This window comes from Streptomyces sp. PA03-1a (assembly GCF_033792805.1).
Lineage (GTDB): Bacteria > Actinomycetota > Actinomycetes > Streptomycetales > Streptomycetaceae > Actinacidiphila.
In genome coordinates this window covers 1-22,299 of record NZ_JARAVO010000077.1, presented here as the reverse complement: position 1 = coordinate 22,299, position 22,299 = coordinate 1, and the positions used below count along the sequence as shown (strand labels likewise).

Below are 22,299 nucleotides of genomic sequence, written 5' to 3'. Positions count from 1 at the left end.
CGATGCCAGCGGTGGCGAACGAGCCTCGGCCGCCTGACCGGTGGCCGACACTCCTCCGTTGGTCGTCGGTGCAGACGTGATCAGCGGGTTGTGCGCGCCCGTGCCAGTTGCGGTGACGTCATCGTCGACGGCGGCAACGCCCACCTTGCCGACACCGCCGTCGCGAGGCCGCCTGGACCGTTGCGGTCGACAGACTCGCCCGAGGCCCGGTGTACCTGCCAGGGCGGCCGGAACGGCCTCTCCAACTGTGACGGAGCGGCACCTCGCGACGTGGCTGCCAAGACCATCGCTGTCAACCGGCGCCCGATCAACTACAGCCGTGCCGGGACGGGCCACTGCGCGGAGCCCTGCGACATGTGTATTGCCAGGCGGCATGCCCGAAGCTGCCGCAGTCGTGTACGAGAAGAACGGTCTCCTCGTACGCCGCGGGCGTGTGCCTGGGGGCATCCTGCTCGCCCCACGCTCCCTGCTCGGCACCACCGTGGCGGGTGGTCGGCGCTACCGTATGGCTCACCGGCGCTTACGACGGCCTGCACGAACCGCTGTCACGGCCGTTGCGCCCGCACCCCCATTGCCTCCGGCGGCGGGACTGCGGGCGTGGTTCACGTTAGCTGTCAGCGGGATCCCATACCACGGCTCCGCTCTGAGTTCCCTTGTACGAGGTGTTCCAGAGGCCAGGTTGACAAGCGCCTTGTCCCGGGCCGGCATGACGGCATGACGCCGTGGCGCGCGGACCGCGCGCCACGGCGTCATGGTGCCGTGTGGCTGTTTGGGGTTCAGCAGGTGGCGTTCAGGCCGGCCCAGTTGGCACGGTCGTTGTAGCCACCGTCGCCGGCGTCGCCGACCACGAGGTCGAGGACCCGGACGCCGGTCAGGTCGACGTCGGCCTGGCGGGTGTCGTCGCGGGTCAGGACACCGCTGTCGAACAGCACCTTGCCGTCACCGATGACCTGGAAGGTCGACGTACCGCCTTCCGGGCCGACGTTGCGCACCGCGTCGTCGATGCCGACGGTGGTGGTGAGCCGGCTGCACTGGTCGCCGAGGTAGTAGCGGATGGTGGAGGGCGAGGCGACCCCGATACCGGTCGGGTGGACCTGGCCGAGCATGCTGATCGGGGACCAGCCGCCGACGCTCAGGTCGACGGTGGGGCTCATCCATCCGCTGGTGGCGCTGATCCACTGGTGGTGGGACAGCACGACGTCGCCGTCCGGTGCGGCCGGTGCCACCACGACGGGCGCGGTCGTCTCCTGCCGCAGCCGCTTGTCGCCGATCACCTCGTACGACGTGGTGGCGGTCAGCGCGGTGCTGCCCGGCGCGGCGGTGGCCGGCAGGGTCACGGTGAAGGCGAAGGTCACCGAACGGTTGGAGTCCAGCAGCTTCGGCGCCGTGCCGAGCGGACGGGCCGTCCAGCCGGCGGGCACCGTCAGCTCGGTCCGCGGGGTGAAGACCGGCTGCGCGCCGTCGTTGCGGACGGTGACCTCGACCCGGGCCTGGTCGCCACCGGCGACCATCGGGGCGGTCCCTGCCGGCACGGTGTCGCCGCCGACCTGGGTGACCTGCGGCAGACCGGCCACCACGTGCGGGACACCAGGCTTGCCCGTGGCCCGGCTGACCCGGAACAGGGCCGCGCCGTGGGCGGGGACGGCGGCACTGATGGTGCCGGCGCTCTCGGTGACCTGGTCGGTCCAGGTGTTCTTCAGGGTGAACCGGTCCCCGGACAGTCCGACCGACGACGCCTTCGTGGTCAGCGTCGCCGGGCTGTCGCCCCGGTTCAGCAGCACCACGGCACGGTCACCGTTGGCCAGTCGCTTCACCCAGGTCTCGGTCGTGCCGGCGGGGCCGACGCGGACGGCCTGGACGACGGCAGGGTCCTGGTTGATCGCGAGCACATCGGGGTCGGAGAGGGTGCTGAGCGAGGTCTTGCCCAGCTTGGTGACATCGCTGCCGATCACCAGGGGGGCAGCCGCCACCGACCAGAGCGTCATCTGGGTACGGAACTCCTCGTCGGACATTCCGTGTTCGGGCCCGAGGTAGTCCGGGTCGTTGAAGTGCCCGGGACCCGCGGCTTCGGGGTGCCGCGCGTTCGCGTCGTAGTTGCGCAGCACGTCCTTGAACTTGATCTCGTCGACGAAGCCCACGTCCGTGTAGGTCCGCCAGGACTGTGCGATCTTCGGCGCGTAGCTCCAGGAGTACGTCGACTGCTGCTCTTCGGGGTAGTTGCCCCAGTCCGGGGAGGTCACCGGGTTGCAGAGGTTGAAGATCATGGGGCGCTTGCTGGCGTTGTTCCGCAACGCCTGCGCGAACTCGGTGTAGACGGTCTTCGGGTCGAGGTCCGCGGCGATGCCGCAGAGGTAGTCCACCTTGACCGCGTCGAACTTCCAGGCCGCGAACTGGTCCGCGTCACGCTGGTAGTAGCCGCCGCTGCCCAGTCCGCACTTGCCGGGGATGTACGGGCCGGCGTCGGTGTAGATGCCGGCCTTCAGGCCCTTGGAGTGGATGTAGTCGACCAGCGGCGCCAGCCCGTTCGGGAACTGGGCGGGGTTGGGCGTCAGGTCGCCGGCCGCGCTGCGCGGGGTCGGCGCCGCCCAGTTGCCGTCGATCCACACGTACTCGTAGCCGGCCTTGCGCAGGCCGCTGCTGACCAGGAAGTCGGCCGTCGACTTGATCTCGGCCTCGGTGGGATCGCCACCGAACGCGTAGTAGGTGTTCCAGCCCATGTACGGCGTCGGGCTCAGCACCTGCGCGGATGCCGGCGCCGTGACGGCTGTGCCGGCGACGGCCGGGGCCGCCTGGGCGGACGCCGGCACGGCCGCGGCCAGCGCGCCGGTCACCAGGGCGAGGAGGGCGGTGAGATGTCGTTTCACATCGGATCCTTCGCTGTCCGATCGATCAGGCGTGCCGGCCCGTCCTGGCCGTGAGCCCGGGGCGCCGCCCCTCTCGTCGAGGGTGCGGCGGCCGGTTCCCGGACCGCTCCATGCCCGCGCGCCTGTTGCGATCTTGTTTCCAGGGATCCTGCAGCGGTTACCGGCGCGCGTCAATAATAATTCCTAAATTAAGAGTTACTGATTGGACTCGGCCGGGGCACCCCCAACGGCGCCCCGTCGGGTCGTGCCTGATCTGGTGCCAGATGTGGCGTATGGCGGGATGGTGGGGCGGTGTTCCCGCTTGTGGGTGTTCGCGGCCGGGGCGTCCAGCGCCGGCTGCCCACGGCTGCAACCGTGGCGAACCCTGTACCGCCGGTGCTGTCCGTCGCAGAGCACGCGAAGCTGGTGGCATGCGCCGCATCGCAGGGGGATGCGTCCTGACGCAGCCCCCGAAAAAGGTTGCGGGCTGCTGTCGATCCGGCCGCTTCGTGTTCGACGTCTTCGTGTGGGGCGGCCTGCCGCACGATGACGACGAACAGGACCTGGCGAGGAAGATCGTGGATCAGCTGCTGAGAGTGATGAACTTCAATGTCTCCAGTGACGGGATCGGTGCCGGTGAGCACCAGAGCCTGGAGCGGCCGTTCGGCTGTGACCGTCCCGAGAGGCTGTTCGGCTGGGCCGGCGCGACGGCGAGCTGGCCGATGCGCACCGACCCCGGTGGCAGCCGGGGCCTGGACGACTACTTCACCCGGGACTTCGCACGCAACATCGGCGCCGAGATCATGGGCCGCAACAAGTTCGGGCCCCAGCGCGGGCCCTGGAGCGACCATGAGTGGCGCGGCTGGTGGGGGCAGGAGCCCCCGTTCCGTACGCCGGTGTTCGTCATGACCCACCACCAGCGCCCTTCGTTCACGCTGTCCGACACCACGTTCCACTTCGTCGACGGCGACCCGGCCACGGTCCTGGAACGGGCGCGGGAAGCGGCGCAGGGCAAGGACGTGCGCCTTGGCGGTGGGGTCACCACCATCCGGGCGTTCCTTGACGCCGGCCTCGTCGACACCCTGCATGTGGCGGTCGCGCCGGTGAAGCTCGGGGTGGGGCTGCGCCTGTGGAAGTCTCCCGAGGAACTGCTCGACCGGTTCCACCTGGAGGTCGTGCCCAGCCCGAGCGGCGTGACGCACCATCTGTTCTGGCGGCGGTGACACCTGGGCCCACTGGAATTCAGGCTGCGACTGCGAGAGGGCGTCTGTCCCAGCCGATGCCCTCCTCGCGGCGGATGCGGGCACGTTGGCCCCCGCCCGGCGGCGACTACGTCGCGGTGACGGCGGCGGGCGCCTGTGCAGGGGGCGGTGCAGGGCCTGGGTCTGCCCAAGATCGCTGCGGCGGTGGGTGCTGGCCGGGCCCGTGGGGTGGACCGGTCGCTGAGCTCAGTGATGACCTCAAGAGGTTGTCGTCTTTCCGGGCTTGAGGACTGCGTTCTCACTGGTCAGGCATAGGGTCGGCGGTCTCGTGGCAGTGGAGTCGTGTCGTGTCGTTGCTTTGGTGGAGGTCGAGGATGCCGTCGGTCGTGGGGCTGCTGGCACAGCGTGAGCTCACCGCTCGCCGTCGTGGCGACGATCTGCGGGAGAAGGCCGACCGCCTCCAGGCGGAGCTGGCCGTGGCTGAGCGGGAGTGGAACGAGTGGGTCATCGCCCGCTCACGCGTTGGCGAGGTACTGGCCCCGGGCAACGACACCGTCGTCGGCCCCGCCGCCTCCGAGGGTCTGCCGGCTCCCGGTGTGCAACCGGCGCGGCCCGAACCGGCGGAGGCGGCGAACCGGAAACAGTGGTGCCGGTGTGGCGCGCGGGGCTGGCCTGGTCGGCGCTGTCGATGGAATACCAGCGCATCCTGCAGGCCCTCAGCGACCGTAACCGACTCGGTCAAGGAGCGTTGACGTGCCAGGAGATGGCCGCCTGCTTCGGCCTGGACCCCGTACCGCGAAAGGTGGAGGCACTGCGATCGAAGGCCAAGCGGCTGACGGCGCGCGGCTGGCTGATCGAGCCGGCACCTGGCCGATTCACGCTCGCGAAGGACGTGGCCGGGCAACGCGGCGGGTCATGGGCATCGTCATCGACCAGTAGACCATCGCCTCCGCGCTGGTGATGGAACGCTCGAAGTCGCGCACGAGACGGCGACTTCGCAGCAGGTGGGCGAAGAACCGCTCGACGATCCACCGGTTGGGCAGCACGACGAAGCCGCGCATGTCGTCGCTGCGTTTGACGATGGCGAGGACCAGGGTGAGGGCCGCGAGGCAGTACTCGACGAGGCTGCCGGTGTATCCGCCGTCGGCCCAGACCAGGGCCAGTAGGTGGTGCGCGGCAGTGACCTGGGCGAGCAGGACCTGGGCCGCGGCGCGGTCGCCCACATCCGCTGCGGTGACCATCACCGCGAGCAGCAGGCCAAGGGTGTCGACCACGACGTGCCGCTTGCGCCCGTTGATCAGCTTGCCGCCGTCGAAGCCGCGGCTGTCAGAGCCGACGACCGCGTCCGCTTTGACCGACTGCGAGTCGATCTCGCCCGCGCCCGGCTCCGCGTCCGGCCCGGCCCGCTCGCGGACCAGGCGGCGGAGCCGGTTGTGGAACTCGCGGACCAGATCGTGGTTGCGCCAGCGCCGGAAGAACGCATAGACCCGGTCCCACGGTGGGAAGTCGGCAGGCATGGCCCGCCACTTCGTGCCGTTGTCGACCAGGTAGCGGATCGCGTCCGGCATCGCGCGGTGGCAATAAGCCTCCGGTTGCCCGCACCGGCCCCGCAGCCAGCCCGGCACCGGCAGCAGTGGCCGGACCACCGCCCACTCGGCGTCCGACATGTCGGTGGGATACCGACGCTCGCGCGCCCCGTGGTCTCTGGCGTTCCCGAACCTGTGAACCAGACAGCCACACGCGAGAGCGGCTGAAGTGGACCCCACTCCCGCGTTGCCGTAGAAATGCGGCAACAGGGCCTCCTGGACCGCACGTTGGCTTCGACACCCTTCGAGCTACCAAGTGGCCCGGCTCTCATGCACGGCAGCCGCCGCAGTCACCCGATCGACTGACTTCTCGACGAGATCGGGACGACGGCAGTCGCGTCGCTTCTCGTGATCGCTGGGACGGACAAATGCGCACTGCCATCCAGGTAGACGGTCGGCTTGGTGACGCCCCGAGGCCGCCTCGCGGGTTTGAGCCCGGTGCCGCGGCTGACGAACCTGGCGAAGAGTCGTGTCGAACCGGGTCGAGGCGCGGTCAACCGCCCCCGCTACGTCCTACTTCTCTTCCGGCTCCCAGGCGCGGAGCAGGTCGAGCAGCCCTGCGTCTCCGTCAACGTGCAAGGAGTCCGCCTGGATCCGGTCGTACAGGTAGAGGACCAGCTCACTGGCCGTGCCGTGGACGGAGGCGTCGGCTGCGTCCGAGTCTTCGCCGGTCGCGGCGGTGGGCGCGGGGATGCGGGTGGTGCGTGCGCCGTCGCCGTCGACAGTGAGGCGCCAGGAGCGGCCCTCGGCGGCGTGGAAGTCGAAGGCCGTGGGCTTGTGCGGCCAGGCACTCGGCGTTGCGCAGACGGTGAACAGGAACTCCTCCACACCGTCGAGCGCCAACTCGACCGGCAGCGGCTGCGGAGCGCCCCCGGCGAGCTGGGCGTCGTAGGTGTGCACCGCGGTCTCCTGGACCCGGTGCCGGGCGGTGCCGCCGGCGGTCTGCGGTGACTGCGACGCGGGCCACCACGTCCAGCAACCGCTCTCCGGTCCCGCCGCGCGCAGGGCGCCCAGCAGAAGCTGCGTCGACGCGTCCAGCCAGGCCAGCAGGGCCTCACGCTCCTGCGGCAGTTCCAGCGCGGCGCGCGCGGCGACGGCCTCGGCCGGGGGAGCGTCGGCAGACCCCGCGCCGACGATGGCGGCCCAGAAACGGTCTCCCCCACCCAGGTGCTTCACCAGATCGAACAGCGTCCACCCTGGGCAGGTCGGCACCTGCGCGTCGAGACCGGGCGCGGCGGCGACCACGGCGCGGAAGGCGGTCGACCGCTCATCGATCAGTCGCAACAGGTCAGGGAACTCAAGATTCTTCTCCACGCCGGGTGTCTATCACCGTGCTCCGGTGATGGACAGCGATTTTCACAGTCGCCGCCGGTTGGCCATTGCGGACGTCCTCCCGCCCACCGCTCGGGTGACAAGCTGCGCACTGCTGCGAGGGCGCTGGTGGTGGCGGTACGCCACGCGTCGTGCCTGTGGGTGCTCTGGCCTCGCCGTGCGGCCGGGCACCTCGGCGACGTGACGTCCACCCGGTGCGCGCGGTCATGCTGCCGCTCGATGTGATGGACGCGGAGGTCACGACGGCGGGGGAGGACCGGTCGGGTCGGGAGTTCAGCTGACTCCCGTTCGACCAGCACTCCTCAAGTTCGGAACAACAACAGCCACTCAGTCGCACGCCGCAACAGCCCGGGTCGGGCCGCTTGCGGCGTACGGCGCGGCCGGTAGGGTGGCCGGTTCGGCCCGCGGGCGGCGGCTGTGCCTGCGAAGGCACATCGACAGACGCCGCAGGATGCATCTGCGACGGGTGCCGGATGCATGGCGATCCGATCCGGCAGCGGCGGTCTCCGGCCAGAGCCAGGGTGGTGCGGCAGGACCATACGCCGGCCGCAGATCCTTCGCCGCCCGGCAGGTCCTCCTGGCGCCGAGGTTCTATACACCCGGTGTCCTGTGCGATCAGGCTTTCCTCGCCGGCCGCAGAGGTCGGCTGTTCCACCAGCGATCGAGGACCCGTGAACCCGAGCACCGACGAACCCATGGCCGATGTGCGAGACATGTACATGGCCCACACCATGATCCGGCGTGAATTCGGCCTGCTCCCGCAACTCGTGCGGGACGTCGAGCCGTACGACATCCGGCGCTCGGAGGTCGTCGGCGCCCACGCCGAACTCGTCTGCGGCTTCCTGCACTTCCACCACGAGGGCGAGGACGTGATCCTGTGGCCGCTGCTGCAGCAGCGGGGCGGGGCCGAGGCCAAGGCCATCGTGCCGCTGATGGAGGAGCAGCACCACACCATCGAAGCCGCCAACAGCCAGGCGTTGCGCCTGCTGCCGCAGTGGCGGTCCACCGCACACGGCGGGCACGAGCTCGCGGAGGCGCTCGACCGGCTGCTGGCCGCGCTGCTGGAGCACATGACGATGGAGGAGCAGCGCATCCTCCCCCTGGCCGAGAAGTACGTCACCGCGGCCGAGTGGAAGCAGCTCGGCGAGCACAGCATGAGCGAAGTGCCGAAGAAGGCCCTGCCGCTCGCCTTCGGCATGGCGATGTACGAGGGCGACCCCGAGGTGATCAAAGCGGTCCTCGCCGAGGCTCCGCCGCCCGCGCGGCTGATCCTGCCGTTCCTTGCGCCGCGCCTGTACGCCAGGCACGCCAAGCGGGTGCATGGCACCGCGACCCCGCCGCGCGTCACCCGCTGACCACACGTGCCCGGGCCGGTCCCACCCCGCGAGGGCCGCGGGCGAACGGCCGGCGGCCCCCGGTATCGGCCGTCATCTGCTCAGGTGGCGGCCGATACCGGGGGCCGTGACGACCGGGCGCATGCGGGGCGCGGTGGACGGTGATGCCCTGGACCGGCCGGTGGGCGCCGACCCGGCCGTCCGGCGCCACGCCGCCGCCTGCACCGCCGCCGCCAAGGCCACGGGGCCAACCGGTGGCGCCGCGCCCGGGCGGCTGCGCCGGCAGCCGCCGTGAGGCTCCTGGCCGTGTCCTGATGACGGCAGGGACCCGCGCCCGTCATGTCCGGGCCGCCTGCCGGCAGCAGCGTGGCGGGCACCGCTCCTACCGGGCCCGCGGCCGGCCACCGCCCGGTGCCGGCCGGCGGCCCTTGGTCGTGCACGAGTTCGAAGGTCGCGGACTCTTGCGCACCCGCATCCTCGGTGGCGTCCCCAACGGGCACCGCCATGCGGCTTGACCTGCGGCGACGGCTTTCCGGGCCCCGTGCGCTGACTGCCCTGGGGTGCGTCCGTCGCGAGGCCGGGGTGCGCATATGAGCGCAATCCGTTCATACTTACGCATAACCCTCAGTCGGGTCACGATTACCCTACGTAACCGAGGCGTGATCTCGTATGAACGCCAAGACGAAATACACACTCGCCGCCGCTGCCGTCGGCTGGACGTTCCTTGCGTCCCAGTGGTCCGGCAAGGGCTGCGACTTCGTCCCGCAGTCCTACGCCCTCGTGGTCTCCCACGGCATGCCCACCAACAGTGAGGGATGCAAGGCCGAGACGGACGGGCCGCAGTACACCGACAAGTACGACCGGTGACGCACGCGTGAGGTTCGGCGTGGCTGTCACTGCGGTGTCCGGCTTGGGTGCCCACGGGAGCCTGTCGTCAATCGATCTTGCCTGGCCGATCGCGGTCCGGTGATAGGTCGCGATGAACTGTCGGATGCCGAGTGGGAGTTCGCGCGGCCGTTGCTGTCGCATGCCGCGTGGGGGCGCAAGCGGCTGGACGGGCGGACGGTCCTGAACCGGGCCCCTGCGCAATCCGTACCGGGCTCAGCCACTGCTCGCCTTCATCGCTGCGGGCCTTCAGTGCTCGGCCGCGGCCGCAGGCCGGCTTGTCACCACGACGCGGGTCGGTAACGCGGCCGGCACCTCGCCGATGGGGAGAGCCGGGGCCGGGTGGGGGCATCGTCGTCTTCGGCTGCCGATGTCAAGCATGACGATCGTCGGGGGTCGAAGGGGGCCGTCCGGCCCGGGTGTTCGCGGAGCTGCGTGCCTAGCGTCGGGCCCCATGGAATCGAGATCTCGGTACGGCTCCGGCCGTCGTGTGGTGGGTTCGATGGCGGTACTGGCCGCCGGCGTGGTGATCGTCGGCCTGTTGTACCCGGGCGGGCTGGGCGATGCGGGACCCGTCGAGGTGACCGACGGTGCGTCGGTGTCGTTGTACCGGGCGGTGAACGACGCCGTCGGGAAGGCTCCGGCGTGGATGGGCTCGATGGTGGTCCCGGTCGCCGGCGGCCTCCTGATCGTTCTGGGGCTGCTTCTCGTCCGGGTCTGGTCGGTCGCCGTGCGACGTCGCGACGTCCGGACCGCTGCCGGGGCGGTACTGGTCGGGGCCGGCACCGTCCTCGCCTATGCCGTCAGCGAGGCACTGAAATTGGTGGTGGACGAGGAGCGGCCGTGTCGTGCCGTGACCGGAATCCGGGCGGTGACCGACTGCCCCGGAGCGGGTGACTGGTCCTTCCCCAGCAATCACGCCACATTGGCCGCCGGGCTGGCTGTCGGCCTGGCCTTGCTCCGTCCCCGACGGGCGGCTGTCGTCCTTCCGCTCGCGGGCGTGGTGGCGGTGGCTCGCGTGGCGGCGGGCGTGCACTATCCGCATGACGCTGCGGCCGGTGCCGTGGTCGGTGCCACCGTGGTCGGCGCGACGGTGCTCGTGGCGACCCCGCTAGGGGTCCGGGCAGCCGCCGCGCTACGGGATCGCCTCGGCCGCCGCAACGATGCCGGCCTCGTGGGCGACCACGGCCGCCGCCGCCCGGTTGTCCACGCACAGGCGGGCCAGGATGGAACTGACGTGAGCCTTGACCGTTCCCTCGGCCAGGCCCAGGCGGCGCGCGATCTGGCCGTTGGACAGCCCGGTGCCGAGGAAGGCCAGTACCTGGCGTTCCCGGGGGGTGAGCGCCTCGACACGGCGGCGGGCCGTGGCACGCCGTTCGCAGCGCGTGCCGGCGTCCTGCGTGGTGAGGTGGGCGATCACCCGGGCCGCGACCTTGGGTGACAGGTAGGCCGCGCCGTCCGCCACGGCGCGGACACCGGCGATCAGCTCCTCGGGCTCGCCCGACTTGATCAGGAAGCCGGCGGCGCCGTCGGTGAGGGACTTGAGGATGTACTCGTCCTGTCCGAACGTGGTCAGCACGACGACACCGGTCGTGGGGACGGTGCGCTGGATCTCCGCCGTGGCACGCAGTCCGTCCACGCCCGGCATGCGGATGTCCATGACCACCACATCCGGGCGGTGGAGTTGGGCCAGCTCCACCGCCTGGTGGCCGTCGCAGGCCTCGGCGACCACAACGAGGTCGGGCGCGGTGGACAGCACGGCCCGGACTCCCTGGCGGATCAACGGCTCGTCGTCGGCGATCAGGACCCGGATCACTGGGTGACCACCTGCTTCGAGACGAGCCGGTCCCCGCGGAAGCACAGCCGGTACAAGTCGCCCGAATCGTCGTCGAAGGGGTTCGCCGTCATCGCGTAATACTCGCATCCTGTACCGGGGCCCGGCGAGGCGCCGTCAGCCGCATGATGCGGGGCCTGTTCTTCGGGGAGCAGGCCCGCCAGTTCAGCGCGGCTCTGCCCGAGGTGGATGCGGGCGTAGGTCTTTGGCGCCACCACCGACGCACGGACCAGGATCAGGTCCCACCCCCGCAGGCCGACACCGAGCAGGGCGACGGCGGTGACGGGCACCAGCACGGCGGCACGCGCGGTGCGGCGCACACGCCTGCGCGCGCGCCGCTGTTCCTGTGGCACTCCTGTGCGGCCGCTTGTCGCGGCGGCCGCCGCCGGAACACCACCCGGGCCATGAGGGATGCGGGCGACGACCGTGAATCCCCCCTCACGGGGGCCGTAGGTGATCGACCCGCCTGCCAGCCGGACCCGTTCGTCCAGGCCGATCAGTCCGCGCCCACCACTGGGGGCGCCGGTAGTGGCACTCGGAGCGCGATCGTTGTCCACGCGGACCTCCGTTCCCGCACCCGAGTGCCGGATCACCACGGTCACGGCCGCTTTGGGCGCGTGCTTGGCGGCATTGGTGAGTGCCTCCTGCACGACCCGGTGCACGGCCCGCTCGGCCACGGGAGACGGCTGCGCGCACTCGCCCTCGGTGAGCAGCGTGACCGCCAGCCCCGCGGCGGCCGCACCGTCGACCAGGTCCGCCACGCCGTCGTGGGAAGAGGGCGTTTCGATCTGCCGGAGGATGCCGATGACCTCGCCCAGGCGATCCACTGCGGCACCGGCCCTGGTCCGGATCTCGCCGGCAGTGTCCCGGTGCTCCGCCGACAGGCCGGGCGCCAGCTTCAGGGCGCCGGCCGACAGGGCGATCAGGCTGAGGTCGTGTCCGAGGAGGTCGTGCATGTCCTGTGCGATCCGGGCGCGTTCCTGCAACCGAGCCTGCTCGGCGATGAGTTCCTGCTCCCGCTCCAACTGCTCCGCGCGTTCCCAACCGTTGCGCACCAGCGCGCGGTACTGATGCCGGAAACGGCCCGCGAACCACGGCAGCACCGCCGCGCCCACGAGCACCAGGACGAACCGATCGCCGAGCGTGATCCACGACGGCACCGCCCAGACGGCCACCGCTCCGGTCGCGATCGCCGCGGTCAGCACGCCCGCCGCTGTGCGGACCGACCGCGGCAGACATCCTGCCGCCCACGACAGCACGACCGTGACCGGCACCCACCACAGACTCACCACGCTCAGACCCGCCGTGCCCGCTGCAGCGGCGAGCAGCGCAAGCTCCATCCCGCGAACAACCGTCATGATCCGTCGCCTCACGGATGCGACGATACGAAGAATCGGAGCCAGCCAACACTGCCGAAAGTCGCATTGCCCGCCGCGGCCCGGCGGGCCTCACCTGCGCACGCGCGGCGTTCCGGGCCCGATCCAGGAGATGATCTCGCGCTGGATCGCGTTCCTGCCGCCGCCCCTGCGTGCCTTGGCGCCGGCGTCACGCGCCCTGGAAGACGGACGCCGCACCTCCCATCCCGAGTTGGTGCTGTTCACCTCCTGGCGCCGGCTGCAGGGAACACATCGAGCGCGACCCCGCCGGTGGTGACCTGGAGCCCCTGGCCGGCCTTGTCGATCACCACGGCACGGATGCCGTCCTGGCCGCGGTCAACCGCCTGGCTGGTGTGCAGGACGCGCAGGTGACGATGGCCCCCGCGCGCACATTCAAGGGCCGCGAATGGCCCCAGGGCCGAGATCGCCGACGACTTCTGCCCGTCCAGGGACAGCGACGAAAAGGACGGGCACGCAAACCCCTTGCCCGGCCTGATCGGCGACGGCGACGCCCGCCTCGACTGCGTCGCCGTCACCCGCGCGCGCACCCCGACCTCGGCGGCCTGGAATGGATCGACGAACACCCCGGCGGAACCTCTCCGGCGTCACATCTGTGGCCAACCGGCGATCCGGTCGCCGTTGCGGGCTGAGCCGGGCCGGACGGCCTTCGCGCCGGTTGCCGCCCCGTCCTGCACAGGCACCGCCTCCTGGTGCACCTCCGCTGCCTCCTGCGCCAACCCCGCGGCAGATCAGGTCGGGTGAGGACGGGCTGGGCACCACGGGTGACCGCGGGTTTGTCACTTGTCGGATTGACGGGCTGGTTGGCCGGTTGTCTGCTGGGGTACGGCCTGCGGGATGCCGGCCTGCCGCCACTCCGCCGGGGAAAGACCGTAGACCGCCCGGAAGGTGCGGCTGAAGTGCGCGTGGCTGGCGAAGCCCCACCGGTGTGCGATCGCCGCCACCGTCTGTCCTGCGAGTTCCGGCCGTACGAGGTCCCTGCGGCAGGCCTCCAGCCGCAGGCGCTGGATCCAGCGGACGACGGTCATGGGCTCGTCCTGGAAGAGCTGGTACAGGTAGCGGACGGAGATGTGGTGCGCGACCGCGACCGTCGCGGGGGAGAGGGCGGGGTCGTCCAGGTGGGTGCGGATGTAGGCGCGGACGCGCTGCAGCAGGGCCCGCTCCACCGTGGCCTGCTCCCCTGAGGTGCCTTCCAGGGCGATCAGGGCGGTGAGCACGTCGATGACGCCCTGGCGCAGGAAGCGTTTCGCGTCCTGTGCGCAGATGCAGTGTTCCGTGGTCGTCACGAGCCCGTCGACGTATGAGGCGAGGATCCCGCCGATCCCGTGGCCGGGTGAGTAGGTGCGGCCGGTGGCCAGGCGCAGGAGCGAGTCGGGGAGGTCCAGCAGCTGCCGTGGGACCGTGGCCACGTGCTGCCGCACGGGGCCGGCGAAGTCCAGGACGTACGGCCTGCGGCTGTCGAGGATCACGAGTTCGCCGGCGGCCACCGGTGTCTCGCGGCCGTCCTGGGCCGCGACGCTGCCGCCGGTGTGTTGCAGGCTCACGATCAGCGAGCCGTCGCCGTCGCCGTCGCCGTCGCCGTCGGCGGCGATGAGCGGGGCGGTACGCGCCATCCGTTGCGGGCTCGCCTCGAGGAAGCCCGCTTGGACGCCGGCGACGCAGGCCCGGCGTATCGCCCCGTGGAGCTCGGCCGGCCCCTGGGTGCGGATCTCCAGGCGAATGAACGCCCTGCGTACGGCGTCCCTCCAGTACTCGTCCCGCTCGGCGGGCGGTTGGATGTCCGTGCAGAATGCTTCGATCACGATGTCCTCCTGAACGGCACTGAAGGCATCTGGTCTCTGCGGCCACCGTAATTTCCCCCTGCGATCGCCGGCGGCCGTCCGGGCAGGTCCGTGGGATATCCGCAGCTGTGCGAACCGGATAGTGCGGGATTCCCGCCGTGCAGCCGTGTGCGACTCCGAAGGTCGTTGCACGTTCCGTGGACGTAACCCGCCCTGGCCGGAGCCCCCTCGATCGCACGGCCGTGACGGGAGGCGGGGAGGACACGCTCTGTAATTTCGGTATCGCGCTGAGCGAGGTTGCGCGTATTCATCCTCGTGGCCCGCGGGTGCCGGCGGTACGTGCCGCCGGCAGAAATGGGCCGGACTCCGGCGGCCGGTTCCTTGGGGCGGGAACCGGAGCTGATGTCGTGCACGAAAGGGCAAGGAGAGATCGTGCACGCACAGGCAAGGCGACGACCCGTGTGCTGCCTACTGTGAAAGAGGCGGCAGCGCCGCGCTTTGTCCGCTCGACGTGCCCGGGCCTTCAGGGCGGGTGCCTGGTGGCTTCGGGCTGCTCCAGCGGGCGGCTCGTTCTCCGCCGCCGGCCGTGCCCAGTTACGGTCCGCGAGATGAGGCCGAAGTGCCCGGGCGGGAAGGCCCCGTTGCCGGTGAATGCCCGCTCTGCCTGTCGCATGGTTGCCACCGCAACTCGCGGGGGCTCACACCGTACGCCGCCTTGAACACCCGACTGAAGTGGGGTGCGCTGGCGAACCCCCACCGGTGGGCGATCGCCTCAATCGTCATGAACTGATGCACCGACGATGCGAGTTCTCTCCTGCACTCTTCAAGGCGCTGCGTCCGTATCCACTCGCCGAGGCTGATTCCCGCTCGGGACAGGGTCAGGTAGAGCTGCCGTACGGAAACGTGATGCTCGGCGGCGATACGTGCCGCAGTCAGGTCGGGTTCTGCCAGATGGAGGCGGACGTATTCCTGAACACGGAACAGCAGTGTGCTGTTCAGAGGTGCTCCGGCCAGATCGTCACGGCCCGGGATCATGCTGACCACAGCCCTTATCAGGTCGACACAGGGCTGCGCGAACAGGGCGGCCTCAGCCTCGCCGACAGCGGCCTGGTTGCGGGCCAACCGGGTGAAAAGCGCTGCTGTGGCACCCACGACGGGGCGCTGCGAACTCAGTCGTACAGCTGTGACCTCGTCGAGCAGGGACGGCCGCAGCCCCAGGAGGTGCGTGGGAACGCGCACGAGGACCGAATGCATCGTGCCGTGGAAAAAGACCTCATAGGGCTTCGCGTTCTCGAGCACCGCGAGATCTCCCGCCCGGATCACACCCCGCCTTCCTCCCTGGTGGAAGGCGGAGACGCCCGCTTCCTGGAGATGGACGAGAACGTGCGGCACGAAGTCCTCGTCCACCGAGGCAGTAGCACGGCGCAGGCGGGCCACGTTCCAGCCGATCTCCGAGACTTTCACCGACCCCACCGCGTTGGTGGTTGCGCTGGCCCTCAGGAGATGCGGGTCCGGGGGAAGGTCCACCTCTATACGGCCGTTGATGGCCCACGAGAATTCACGGATCGCGTCCGCGCGATCGCCGGGAGCCAGCGACGCCACGTCGAGTCGATCTGCCATGCGGGCTCCCTCCAGAACCGGTCGCGGGCTGCGCGCTGGGACAGATCTCCACCGTACCGCGGCAAGTGCTGCATTTTGCGGCTTTTGCTGTATTGCACACCTTTATCTTCGTGCGGCCTTGCGGTCGGCAGCGCGGGGCATGGGGAACGGTCTCGGATTCGCGGTGCTCTCCTGGGTGAACCTCGATGGGGAGGGCGGTGCTCCGCAGAAGATCGGCCGCCCCAGCCCGTGGCAGAAGGCCCGCGACCTCCTGCCACACGCGTTTGAGGTCAGCCTGTTGCCGGGACGGGTTCTGCGGCCCCGGACGCGACCGCCGCGTGAGCGGCGTCGGTGGCCGGGGGTGTGATGGGGGTGTAGAAGACGCTGCCCTGCCGGCGGGCGCGTTCGGCGAGGCCCTTGGCCACCAGCGCCTCCAGGGTGTTACGCACGACCGGGGCGCTCGGCGTGGCGCGCTGAGGGTGCTGCTTGGCCAGGGCGTCGACGAACTCACTGACCATGCGCGGTTCGCTGCTTCCCGCCAGTATGTCCGCGACCAGGCTGCGCAGCGTCGGCTCCATGCTCGACGGTGAGCTGCCGGGCTTCGGCTTCCCGGCCGACTTGGGGGCAGGCGTCTTCTTACCGGCCTTTCGGGGCGCTGGCTCACCGGCCGCCTTCTTTCGCCCGCGCGGACGGGGCACTGGCTGGGCGGTGGGCGTCACCTTCGGCTCTTCGGCCTTGTCTGCAGACGCTTCACCTGCCGGTTCTTCCTCCACGACCACGCTTGAGGCGCCGGCCACGGTTCCTTGCAGTTGGGTCAGCCACGCCTGCTCCTGCTCGAGCTGAGCCAGCCTGTTCTGGAGTTCCGCGAGTTGCGTGCGGACCTTTTCCTGTTCGCCGGCGTTGTTGTCCAGGTCCTCTGCGAGACGCGTCGCATACCGGTCCTGAATGGTGTTGTTGTCGGTCACGACACTCCTCGTGTGTATGGGGTGGTGCTGCCGGATGGTACCTACCCGTGAGTCAATGTGTGTTGTTGTTGCGTGCCGGCAGCGCGTATCGAGCCTCTTGTGGCAGCCTTGTTGGGCCTCTGTAGAGCGGCGAGGAAGCCGTCGAGCAGTGTGACCGGTGCCCTTGGGGGTACTGGATCCCCGTCACTATTCGAGGTCTCTTTTACAACGACGCCGGTGCCACGAAGGCACGTGGAATTGCGCGGAGTTGTGGGGGCGGCCTCCGTTTCGTGGCCGGACGGACGAACGTGGGCACTGGGGCGCGTGACCATCCAGGGGATTGGCCGGCGCCTGCGCAGGGGTCTGCGCCTCTTGCAAGTGCGCGTGATGGCAGCACGAGCGTCTCCTGGCGGCGGAGCCGGCCCTGTCGAGGCCGTGGTCGGCGCGGTCCTCCTGGGGTAGGCCGGGACCGCAATGGGGGAGGGGGTGGGTCATGGTTGTGGTGGCGGCGCGGCTGGTGCGGGCCGGCCGCCGCGAGGCTCCTGCCGAGCGGATCCGACTGGCAGAACAGGCACAGTTACAAGCCGTTCAGTCGCTGGACGCTGTCTGGGGGATGACCGACCAGGAATTCGAGGAGTACGTGCCCATGCTGTACAGCCGGGATGGCTGCACCGATGTCCGCCGGGCAGGCGGCGCCGGCGGCCTGGGCGGCGACGTCATCGGCTACCTGCCCGATGGCGGGAGACTGGTGATCTAGTGCGTGCGTTACGCCCGGCATCGTTCGGTCGGCAGCCGGGACGTCCAGACGTTCAACGGCACCACCCGCGCCGAATACGGGCCAGACTTTGCCGGTCTTCGCCGCTTCCTGCACATATAATTCTCCGGCCTGCACGTTTGCGAGCAAGCGGCAGTTGAAGCTCATCGGCACCGACCTGCTCGGATTCTGGAATAGCGGCACACCTCTGACGTCGTTCCATGTTCTGGACATCGCCCGGTGCGGTGCTCACCGCAAGCCTCACTTCCGACGCTGATAGGACTCCGTCACCACCGCCGAGGCTGTACCTCCCGATCGGGCGGGTAGGGCTGGCGCCGGTCGGCCCCGGCTGTGCGGCCTATGGGGTCCAGACGTCTGGGGCCGGCCTGCCGGACAGCCGGGGGAGTGGGTCCCCTGTCAGGGGCAGTCTGCGGCGGGAAACGGTGATGAAGTCGCCTTGTGCGGCAATGATGCGCGAGCGCAGTGCGAACCAGTCCTCATCGGGGGCCAGGCCGCGTTTGACGGCGATGTGGACGCGCCAGATCTGCTCGTCCAGGGCGTGGGCCGCCTCTGCGATGTCCTTGTCGGCGACGAGGTTCACCATGCTCAGTGCCTCGTTCCACGGCCGCCAGTCGATGCTGGTCGCCACGACCACACCTTGCGGGATGCTTTCGGGACGGGAGGACTCCATGTCGCTGAGATCCACCAGCACCGTTGACGACTCCCGCAGCACCCGTGCGCAAACAGCCGCTTGCTGTTCACGGACCCAGTGCCGGTCCTGAGCGCGCCTGCTGACACTGCCGACGAAGACACCGATCAGCGTGGTCGCCACCGCTCCGCCTGGCGCGGCCAGCATGCTCCATCACTCGCTCACACACCCAGTGTGACGGTACGAGGACCTGCTCGACAGGGCGCTTGAACCTGCCCGGTCAGCCGATTCCCACGTGCAGCGCTGGACCGTGAAGGAGGCGGCAGACACCGCCAGTTCGCAGGGCCGGAAGAGGAAACCGGGGTGGAGTGACACCCGGCCGAATAGTTGCGACGTGGGGAAGTGCGGACCTGCGCAGACCAGATCGCCGGGTACGGCGGCCGGAGTCTGCCGGACCGCAGGTGCCCACTACTGCGGTGGCCGGTGGGCGAGTTCGTGGCGGAGAATGCGGGCCAGTTCGGCCGGCTGGGAGAGGAACGGGCTGTGCCCGGAGTGCAGGCGGACGGTGCGCTGGGCACGGGTGGCCATGGTTTGCTGGAGCGGTAGCGGGATGGCCAGGTCCTGTTCGCACAGGATGTAGGTGCTGGGTACGGTGCGCCAGGCGGCCCGGGTGAGGGGCTGGGTGACCGAGGCGAGGGACTGGCGGGCGAGTCTGGCGGCGGCTTGTTGTGCCAGGTGGGGTTCGACGTCGCTGTAGAGCACGTGCGAAGCCTGGGCCGCTTCGAAGTAGCCGTGGCCGGCGTGGCCCTGGGGGTCCTCGTGCACGTCCCAGTAGGGCGGGTAGACGCCGCCGGTCAGGGACAGGACCGAGTCGCCGGTGTCCTGCATCAGGGCGCTGAGGTAGATCATGTGCTCGACGTTGCCGGCTGCCGCGGCGGCTTCGGTGACGGGGCATCCTCCGTAGGAGTGGCCGACCACCACGGTCGGTCCGCCGACGACCGCGATGGCCTTGGCTACCGCCTCCGCATCGTCGTACAGGCCTCCCAGTGCTGCCGGGTCCGGTCCGCTGCTGGGCAGGGCGACCGTGCGTACGTCGAGGTCGGGGAGCTGCTCGGCCAGCGGCTGCCAGCACCAGGTGCCGTGCCAGGCGCCGTGGACCAGGACGAGGGTGGGAAGTGTGCTCACGTGCTGGGTCCTTCTGAGGTGAAGTGACAGGGCCCGCCCTGCCGTTTGCTGCTCGGGTGGTGTGCGGAGGCAGAGGACGAGGGGGGTCAGGCCTCGAGGGCGTCGCGGAGCATGCCTCGGGAGGTGATGCCCAGCTTGGGGTAGATCTGGTAGAGGTGGGCGCCCACGGTGCGGTGGGAGAGGAACAGGCGCTCGGCTATCTGCTTGTTGGTCAGGCCCGAGGCCGCCAGCCGGGCTATCTCCAGTTCCTGGGGGGTGAGCGTGTGCGGTGTGGTGGTGCCGGGCCGCCGCTTGGCTGCGCCGGCGGCGCGTAGTTCGCTCTCGGCGCGCTCCGTCCAGGGAGTGGCCCCCAGGTGCTGGAAGGCGGACAGTGCTGCTGCCAGCGGCCCCCTGGATTCGGTGGTGGCCCGCACGCGCCGCAGCCGCTCACCGTGGGCGAGCTGGACGCGGGCGTAGTCGAAGGTCCACCGCCCGGCGCCGGGTACGTCGAGGGCGTGGGTGAACAGCTGCAGGGCCTGGTTGTCGTCGGTGGTGGTCAGGGCGGTGCAGGCGTGGGTGAGCAGGGCGTGGCGTGAGGACAGTTCGGTGATGCCGGCGTCCCGCATGGCCTGGGCGTGGGCGGCTGCCTCTTGGTGCCGGTTGGTTCGCATGGCTGCCTCGACCAGGTCCATCGTTGCCCACAGTGCGTGCGGGGCGTGTGAGGCGAGGTGGCCGGCGGGGCTGATGGCGGTGGCGTGCTCGTAGGCGTCGGCGAAGTCACCGCGTCCCAGGGCCGCCAGCCCTGCGGCGTGGTGCGCGTAGTGGGCGGCGCCGAACGCCTTGCGGCGGGTCGCCCAGTGGATGACCTGCTCGGCTGCCGCGTCCGCGCGGTCGGCCTCGCCGGTGGCGGCGGCCAGGAGGGCCTGGGCGTAGTGGAAGTACCAGGCGAATCCTGTGTAGCCGTGGGTGGTGCACAACTGGACGCCTTCTTCGGCGAGTTGCGCTGCCTCATCCCACATCCCGGTGAGGTAGTCGTCCAGGGTGAGGTGGATGAGTCCGGCCATGTGCCGGCGTGCCGGGCCGCCGTCTCGTCCCATGCGGACCATGCGCCACTGTGCTTCGCGGACGTCGCCGAGGCGGTCGACGTACAGGGTCGCCGAGCCGGTTCGCTGGAGTTGGACGGGGTCGGTGACGTCGGTCAGCTGTGCTATCAGTTCGTCGAGTTCGCCCGAGGCGGCGGCGCCTGTGCGGGCGGGGTCGGAGAAGGTCTTGGCCAGCGCGGACAGCACCGGCGGGGCCTTGGGGGTCAGCTTGTCCAGCGCGCGGTGGTAGGGCTGCCACAGTTCGGGCCGGGCGCCGAAGAAGCACACCAGGGCAAGGGTGTGCAGGGCGTCGATGAGCGACTTGTCCGCGGCGTCGTACTCGTGGGTTCCGGCTTCGATCGCGTCGACCAGCAGGGCGTGCGCGGTGTCGATGTCGCTGTCGCTGTTGAGGATGAGAACGGCGGCGGCCGCGGCCGAGTGCAGGGAGCTCTTGGCGCCCGCGGCCGTGTGCCGTGCATCGTCCAGGAGTTTTTGGGCGCTGTGCAGCGACCCGGTGGCCTCGGCGCCGATGTAGGCGGCGGTGGCGAGGCGGCGGCTGCGGCCTGCTCCGGGCGGTGTGAGGTCCGCGGCCCGGAGCAGGGTGCGCATGCCGCCGATGGCGTCGCCGCAGCGCAGCGTGAGGCGCGCCGCGTCTTCCAGCAGGGCGGCGACGTTCTCGTCGGGCTCCAAGGTGGCCTCGCCCAGGTGCCAGGCCCGGCGCTCGGGCTGGTCCACCAGGACCTGGGCCAGGGCGGTGTGGACCGCGCGCCGCCGGCTGCTGGTGGAGTTCTCCACCACGGCCGAGCGGATGAGGGGGTGGCGGAACCTCAGCCGTCGTGCGTCCTCGTCGATGTAGACCAGCTGGTCGCGTTCGGCGGGGCCGAGGTCTTCCAGGTCGTAGCCGTCATCGGTCTGCCGGGAGGCGGCCTGCAGGACGCCGAGGTCGCCGACGCCTTCCAGCGCGGCGAGCAGCAGCAGGCGCTGGGTGGGCTGGGGCAGGCTGGTGACGCGGGAGCCGAACACCGTTTCCAGGCGCCGGCCGAGCGGCAGTACGGCCGGGACGTCGCCGACTGCCGGCCCTGGCGTGGCCGGCAGGGCGGACGGCAGTTCCAGCAAGGCGAGCGGATTGCCGCATGCCACGGTCAGCAGCCTCCGGCGGGCGCTGGGAACCAGGTGGGGGGAGGCGTGGGCGACCAGGCGGGCGGCCGACTCCTCGTCCAGCGGCTGCAGCCGGTATTCGGGCAGGGCACCGCAGTCGTTCAGGCTCGCCGCTCCGGTACGTGACGCGGCGAGAAAGCTCACCCCGATGCCGGCCGCCCGTCGTCGGACGAAGCCCAGGACGGCCGCACTGGCCTGGTCCAGCCAGGGCAGGTCGTCGATCACCAGGACGAGCGGATCTCCGGCCGCGACCGTCCGCAGCAGGAGCAGCACGGCGTTGGAGACCATCAGCATCTGGGGCGGTGAGCCGCTTTCGAAGCCGAGTGCCACGCGCAGGGCGTCACGGAAGGGCACCTCCAGATCCTCGATCTCGCGCTGGAAGGGAAACAGGACCTGGTTGAGACCCGAGTAACTGCAGTTCGCCTCGAACTCCACACCGGCGGCTCGCAGTACCCGGGCGCCCTCGGCGCGGGCTCCCGCCGCGACGGCGTCCAGCACTGCTGTCTTCCCGACCCCGGCATCCCCCGAGACCAGCAATGCTCCGCCTCCGGTGCCCAGGCCCGCGAGCTCACGGATCGTGTGCAGATCGCGGTCTCGACCGATCAGCGCATGGGCCGTATCGCGCTGGGAAGAGTCACTACCGATCACTGCTTGCTTCCGTTTCTTCTCGTGAGCCAGGGGATGGGCATGGGGCAGGGCTGCCCGCCCGGCGGCGCCCGGCGCGGGGGCCGGCGTGCAGCGCCTGGACGGGGGTACGG

Annotated in this window: 17 protein-coding genes and 2 pseudogenes; 7 read left to right on the top strand and 12 right to left on the bottom strand. The window is 70.4% G+C overall.

What is annotated here, in order from left to right; translation table 11 throughout:
* Positions 1 to 776: 776 nt before the first annotated feature.
* Entirely contained in the window at positions 777 to 2,864 is a 2,088-nt protein-coding gene (locus PV341_RS19020; protein WP_500358472.1) for an NPCBM/NEW2 domain-containing protein, read from the bottom strand.
* Between the two features lie 557 nt (positions 2,865 to 3,421).
* Between PV341_RS19020 and PV341_RS19015 the strand changes: the two genes are divergently transcribed.
* Both PV341_RS19015 and PV341_RS19010 read left to right on the top strand, forming a co-directional pair.
* On the top strand, positions 3,422 to 4,066 hold the full coding sequence (locus tag PV341_RS19015; RefSeq protein WP_500328367.1) for a dihydrofolate reductase family protein: 645 nt from the start codon (positions 3,422 to 3,424) through the stop codon (positions 4,064 to 4,066).
* A 353-nt stretch (positions 4,067 to 4,419) separates the two neighbouring features.
* Positions 4,420 to 5,006, top strand: a pseudogene (locus tag PV341_RS19010) (hypothetical protein).
* Here PV341_RS19010 and PV341_RS19005 read toward each other — a convergent pair.
* Complete coding sequence (locus PV341_RS19005; RefSeq protein WP_500358470.1) at positions 4,921 to 5,712, bottom strand: IS5 family transposase; 792 nt, start codon at positions 5,710 to 5,712, stop codon at positions 4,921 to 4,923. The pseudogene PV341_RS19010 and the gene PV341_RS19005 overlap by 86 nt on opposite strands.
* Before the next feature lie 432 nt (positions 5,713 to 6,144).
* Complete coding sequence (locus PV341_RS19000; RefSeq protein ID WP_500328264.1) at positions 6,145 to 6,945, bottom strand: maleylpyruvate isomerase family mycothiol-dependent enzyme; 801 nt, start codon at positions 6,943 to 6,945, stop codon at positions 6,145 to 6,147.
* 713 nt (positions 6,946 to 7,658) lie between these two features.
* Between PV341_RS19000 and PV341_RS18995 the strand changes: the two genes are divergently transcribed.
* The 4 genes and pseudogenes from PV341_RS18995 to PV341_RS18980 all read left to right on the top strand — a co-directional run.
* Positions 7,659 to 8,318, top strand: a complete 660-nt coding sequence (locus PV341_RS18995; RefSeq protein ID WP_500328263.1) for a hemerythrin domain-containing protein — start codon at positions 7,659 to 7,661, stop codon at positions 8,316 to 8,318.
* Between the two features lie 106 nt (positions 8,319 to 8,424).
* Complete coding sequence (locus PV341_RS18990) at positions 8,425 to 8,592, top strand: hypothetical protein (RefSeq protein WP_500358468.1); 168 nt, start codon at positions 8,425 to 8,427, stop codon at positions 8,590 to 8,592.
* Between the two features lie 374 nt (positions 8,593 to 8,966).
* Positions 8,967 to 9,164, top strand: coding sequence for a hypothetical protein (locus PV341_RS18985; RefSeq protein WP_499508878.1), 198 nt, complete (start codon positions 8,967 to 8,969; stop codon positions 9,162 to 9,164).
* A gap of 472 nt (positions 9,165 to 9,636) precedes the next feature.
* Positions 9,637 to 10,335, top strand: a pseudogene (locus PV341_RS18980) (phosphatase PAP2 family protein); the annotation flags it as partial.
* On the opposite strand, the gene PV341_RS18975 reads toward PV341_RS18980, so the two are convergent.
* The 6 genes from PV341_RS18975 to PV341_RS18950 all read right to left on the bottom strand — a co-directional run bounded on the left by PV341_RS18975 (position 10,318) and on the right by PV341_RS18950 (position 16,755).
* Positions 10,318 to 10,998, bottom strand: a complete 681-nt coding sequence (locus PV341_RS18975; protein ID WP_500328262.1) for a response regulator — start codon at positions 10,996 to 10,998, stop codon at positions 10,318 to 10,320. The pseudogene PV341_RS18980 and the gene PV341_RS18975 overlap by 18 nt on opposite strands.
* Complete coding sequence (locus PV341_RS18970; protein WP_500358465.1) at positions 10,995 to 12,221, bottom strand: sensor histidine kinase; 1,227 nt, start codon at positions 12,219 to 12,221, stop codon at positions 10,995 to 10,997. The genes PV341_RS18975 and PV341_RS18970 overlap by 4 nt, the downstream gene beginning before the upstream one ends.
* Before the next feature lie 392 nt (positions 12,222 to 12,613).
* Positions 12,614 to 12,976 carry a hypothetical protein gene (locus PV341_RS18965; RefSeq protein WP_500358463.1) on the bottom strand — a complete coding sequence of 121 codons (363 nt, stop codon included), beginning with the start codon at positions 12,974 to 12,976 and terminating at the stop codon, positions 12,614 to 12,616.
* Between the two features lie 213 nt (positions 12,977 to 13,189).
* Positions 13,190 to 14,212, bottom strand: coding sequence for a helix-turn-helix domain-containing protein (locus PV341_RS18960; RefSeq protein ID WP_500358462.1), 1,023 nt, complete (start codon positions 14,210 to 14,212; stop codon positions 13,190 to 13,192).
* Positions 14,213 to 14,785: 573 nt separating this feature from the next.
* The gene (locus PV341_RS18955) at positions 14,786 to 15,811 is read right to left on the bottom strand and encodes a helix-turn-helix domain-containing protein (RefSeq protein WP_500328258.1); all 1,026 of its coding nucleotides are present in this window, start codon (positions 15,809 to 15,811) and stop codon (positions 14,786 to 14,788) included.
* A 269-nt stretch (positions 15,812 to 16,080) separates the two neighbouring features.
* Entirely contained in the window at positions 16,081 to 16,755 is a 675-nt protein-coding gene (locus tag PV341_RS18950) for a hypothetical protein (RefSeq protein ID WP_500328257.1), read from the bottom strand.
* Positions 16,756 to 17,227: 472 nt separating this feature from the next.
* Here PV341_RS18950 and PV341_RS18945 point away from each other — a divergent pair, with 472 nt between their 5' ends.
* On the top strand, positions 17,228 to 17,491 hold the full coding sequence (locus tag PV341_RS18945; RefSeq protein ID WP_500328256.1) for a hypothetical protein: 264 nt from the start codon (positions 17,228 to 17,230) through the stop codon (positions 17,489 to 17,491).
* A 355-nt stretch (positions 17,492 to 17,846) separates the two neighbouring features.
* On the opposite strand, the gene PV341_RS18940 is transcribed toward PV341_RS18945, so the two are convergent.
* The 3 genes from PV341_RS18940 to PV341_RS18930 all read right to left on the bottom strand — a co-directional run bounded on the left by PV341_RS18940 (position 17,847) and on the right by PV341_RS18930 (position 22,189).
* Positions 17,847 to 18,320, bottom strand: coding sequence for a hypothetical protein (locus PV341_RS18940; protein WP_500328255.1), 474 nt, complete (start codon positions 18,318 to 18,320; stop codon positions 17,847 to 17,849).
* A 285-nt stretch (positions 18,321 to 18,605) separates the two neighbouring features.
* Complete coding sequence (locus PV341_RS18935; protein WP_500328254.1) at positions 18,606 to 19,322, bottom strand: alpha/beta hydrolase; 717 nt, start codon at positions 19,320 to 19,322, stop codon at positions 18,606 to 18,608.
* Between the two features lie 86 nt (positions 19,323 to 19,408).
* Positions 19,409 to 22,189 carry an ATP-binding protein gene (locus tag PV341_RS18930; protein ID WP_500358460.1) on the bottom strand — a complete coding sequence of 927 codons (2,781 nt, stop codon included), beginning with the start codon at positions 22,187 to 22,189 and terminating at the stop codon, positions 19,409 to 19,411.
* Between the last annotated feature and the right edge of the window lie 110 nt (positions 22,190 to 22,299).

What these genes read in the sequence shown, in the direction of transcription:
- PV341_RS19005 (WP_500358470.1), bottom strand. Translation starts at nt 5,712, where the DNA reads ATGTCGGACGCCGAGTGGGCGGTGGTCCGGCCACTGCTGCCGGTGCCG.
- PV341_RS18995 (WP_500328263.1), top strand. Translation starts at nt 7,659, where the DNA reads ATGGCCGATGTGCGAGACATGTACATGGCCCACACCATGATCCGGCGT.
- PV341_RS18985 (WP_499508878.1), top strand. Translation starts at nt 8,967, where the DNA reads ATGAACGCCAAGACGAAATACACACTCGCCGCCGCTGCCGTCGGCTGG.
- PV341_RS18955 (WP_500328258.1), bottom strand. Translation starts at nt 15,811, where the DNA reads ATGGCAGATCGACTCGACGTGGCGTCGCTGGCTCCCGGCGATCGCGCG.
- PV341_RS18945 (WP_500328256.1), top strand. Translation starts at nt 17,228, where the DNA reads ATGGTTGTGGTGGCGGCGCGGCTGGTGCGGGCCGGCCGCCGCGAGGCT.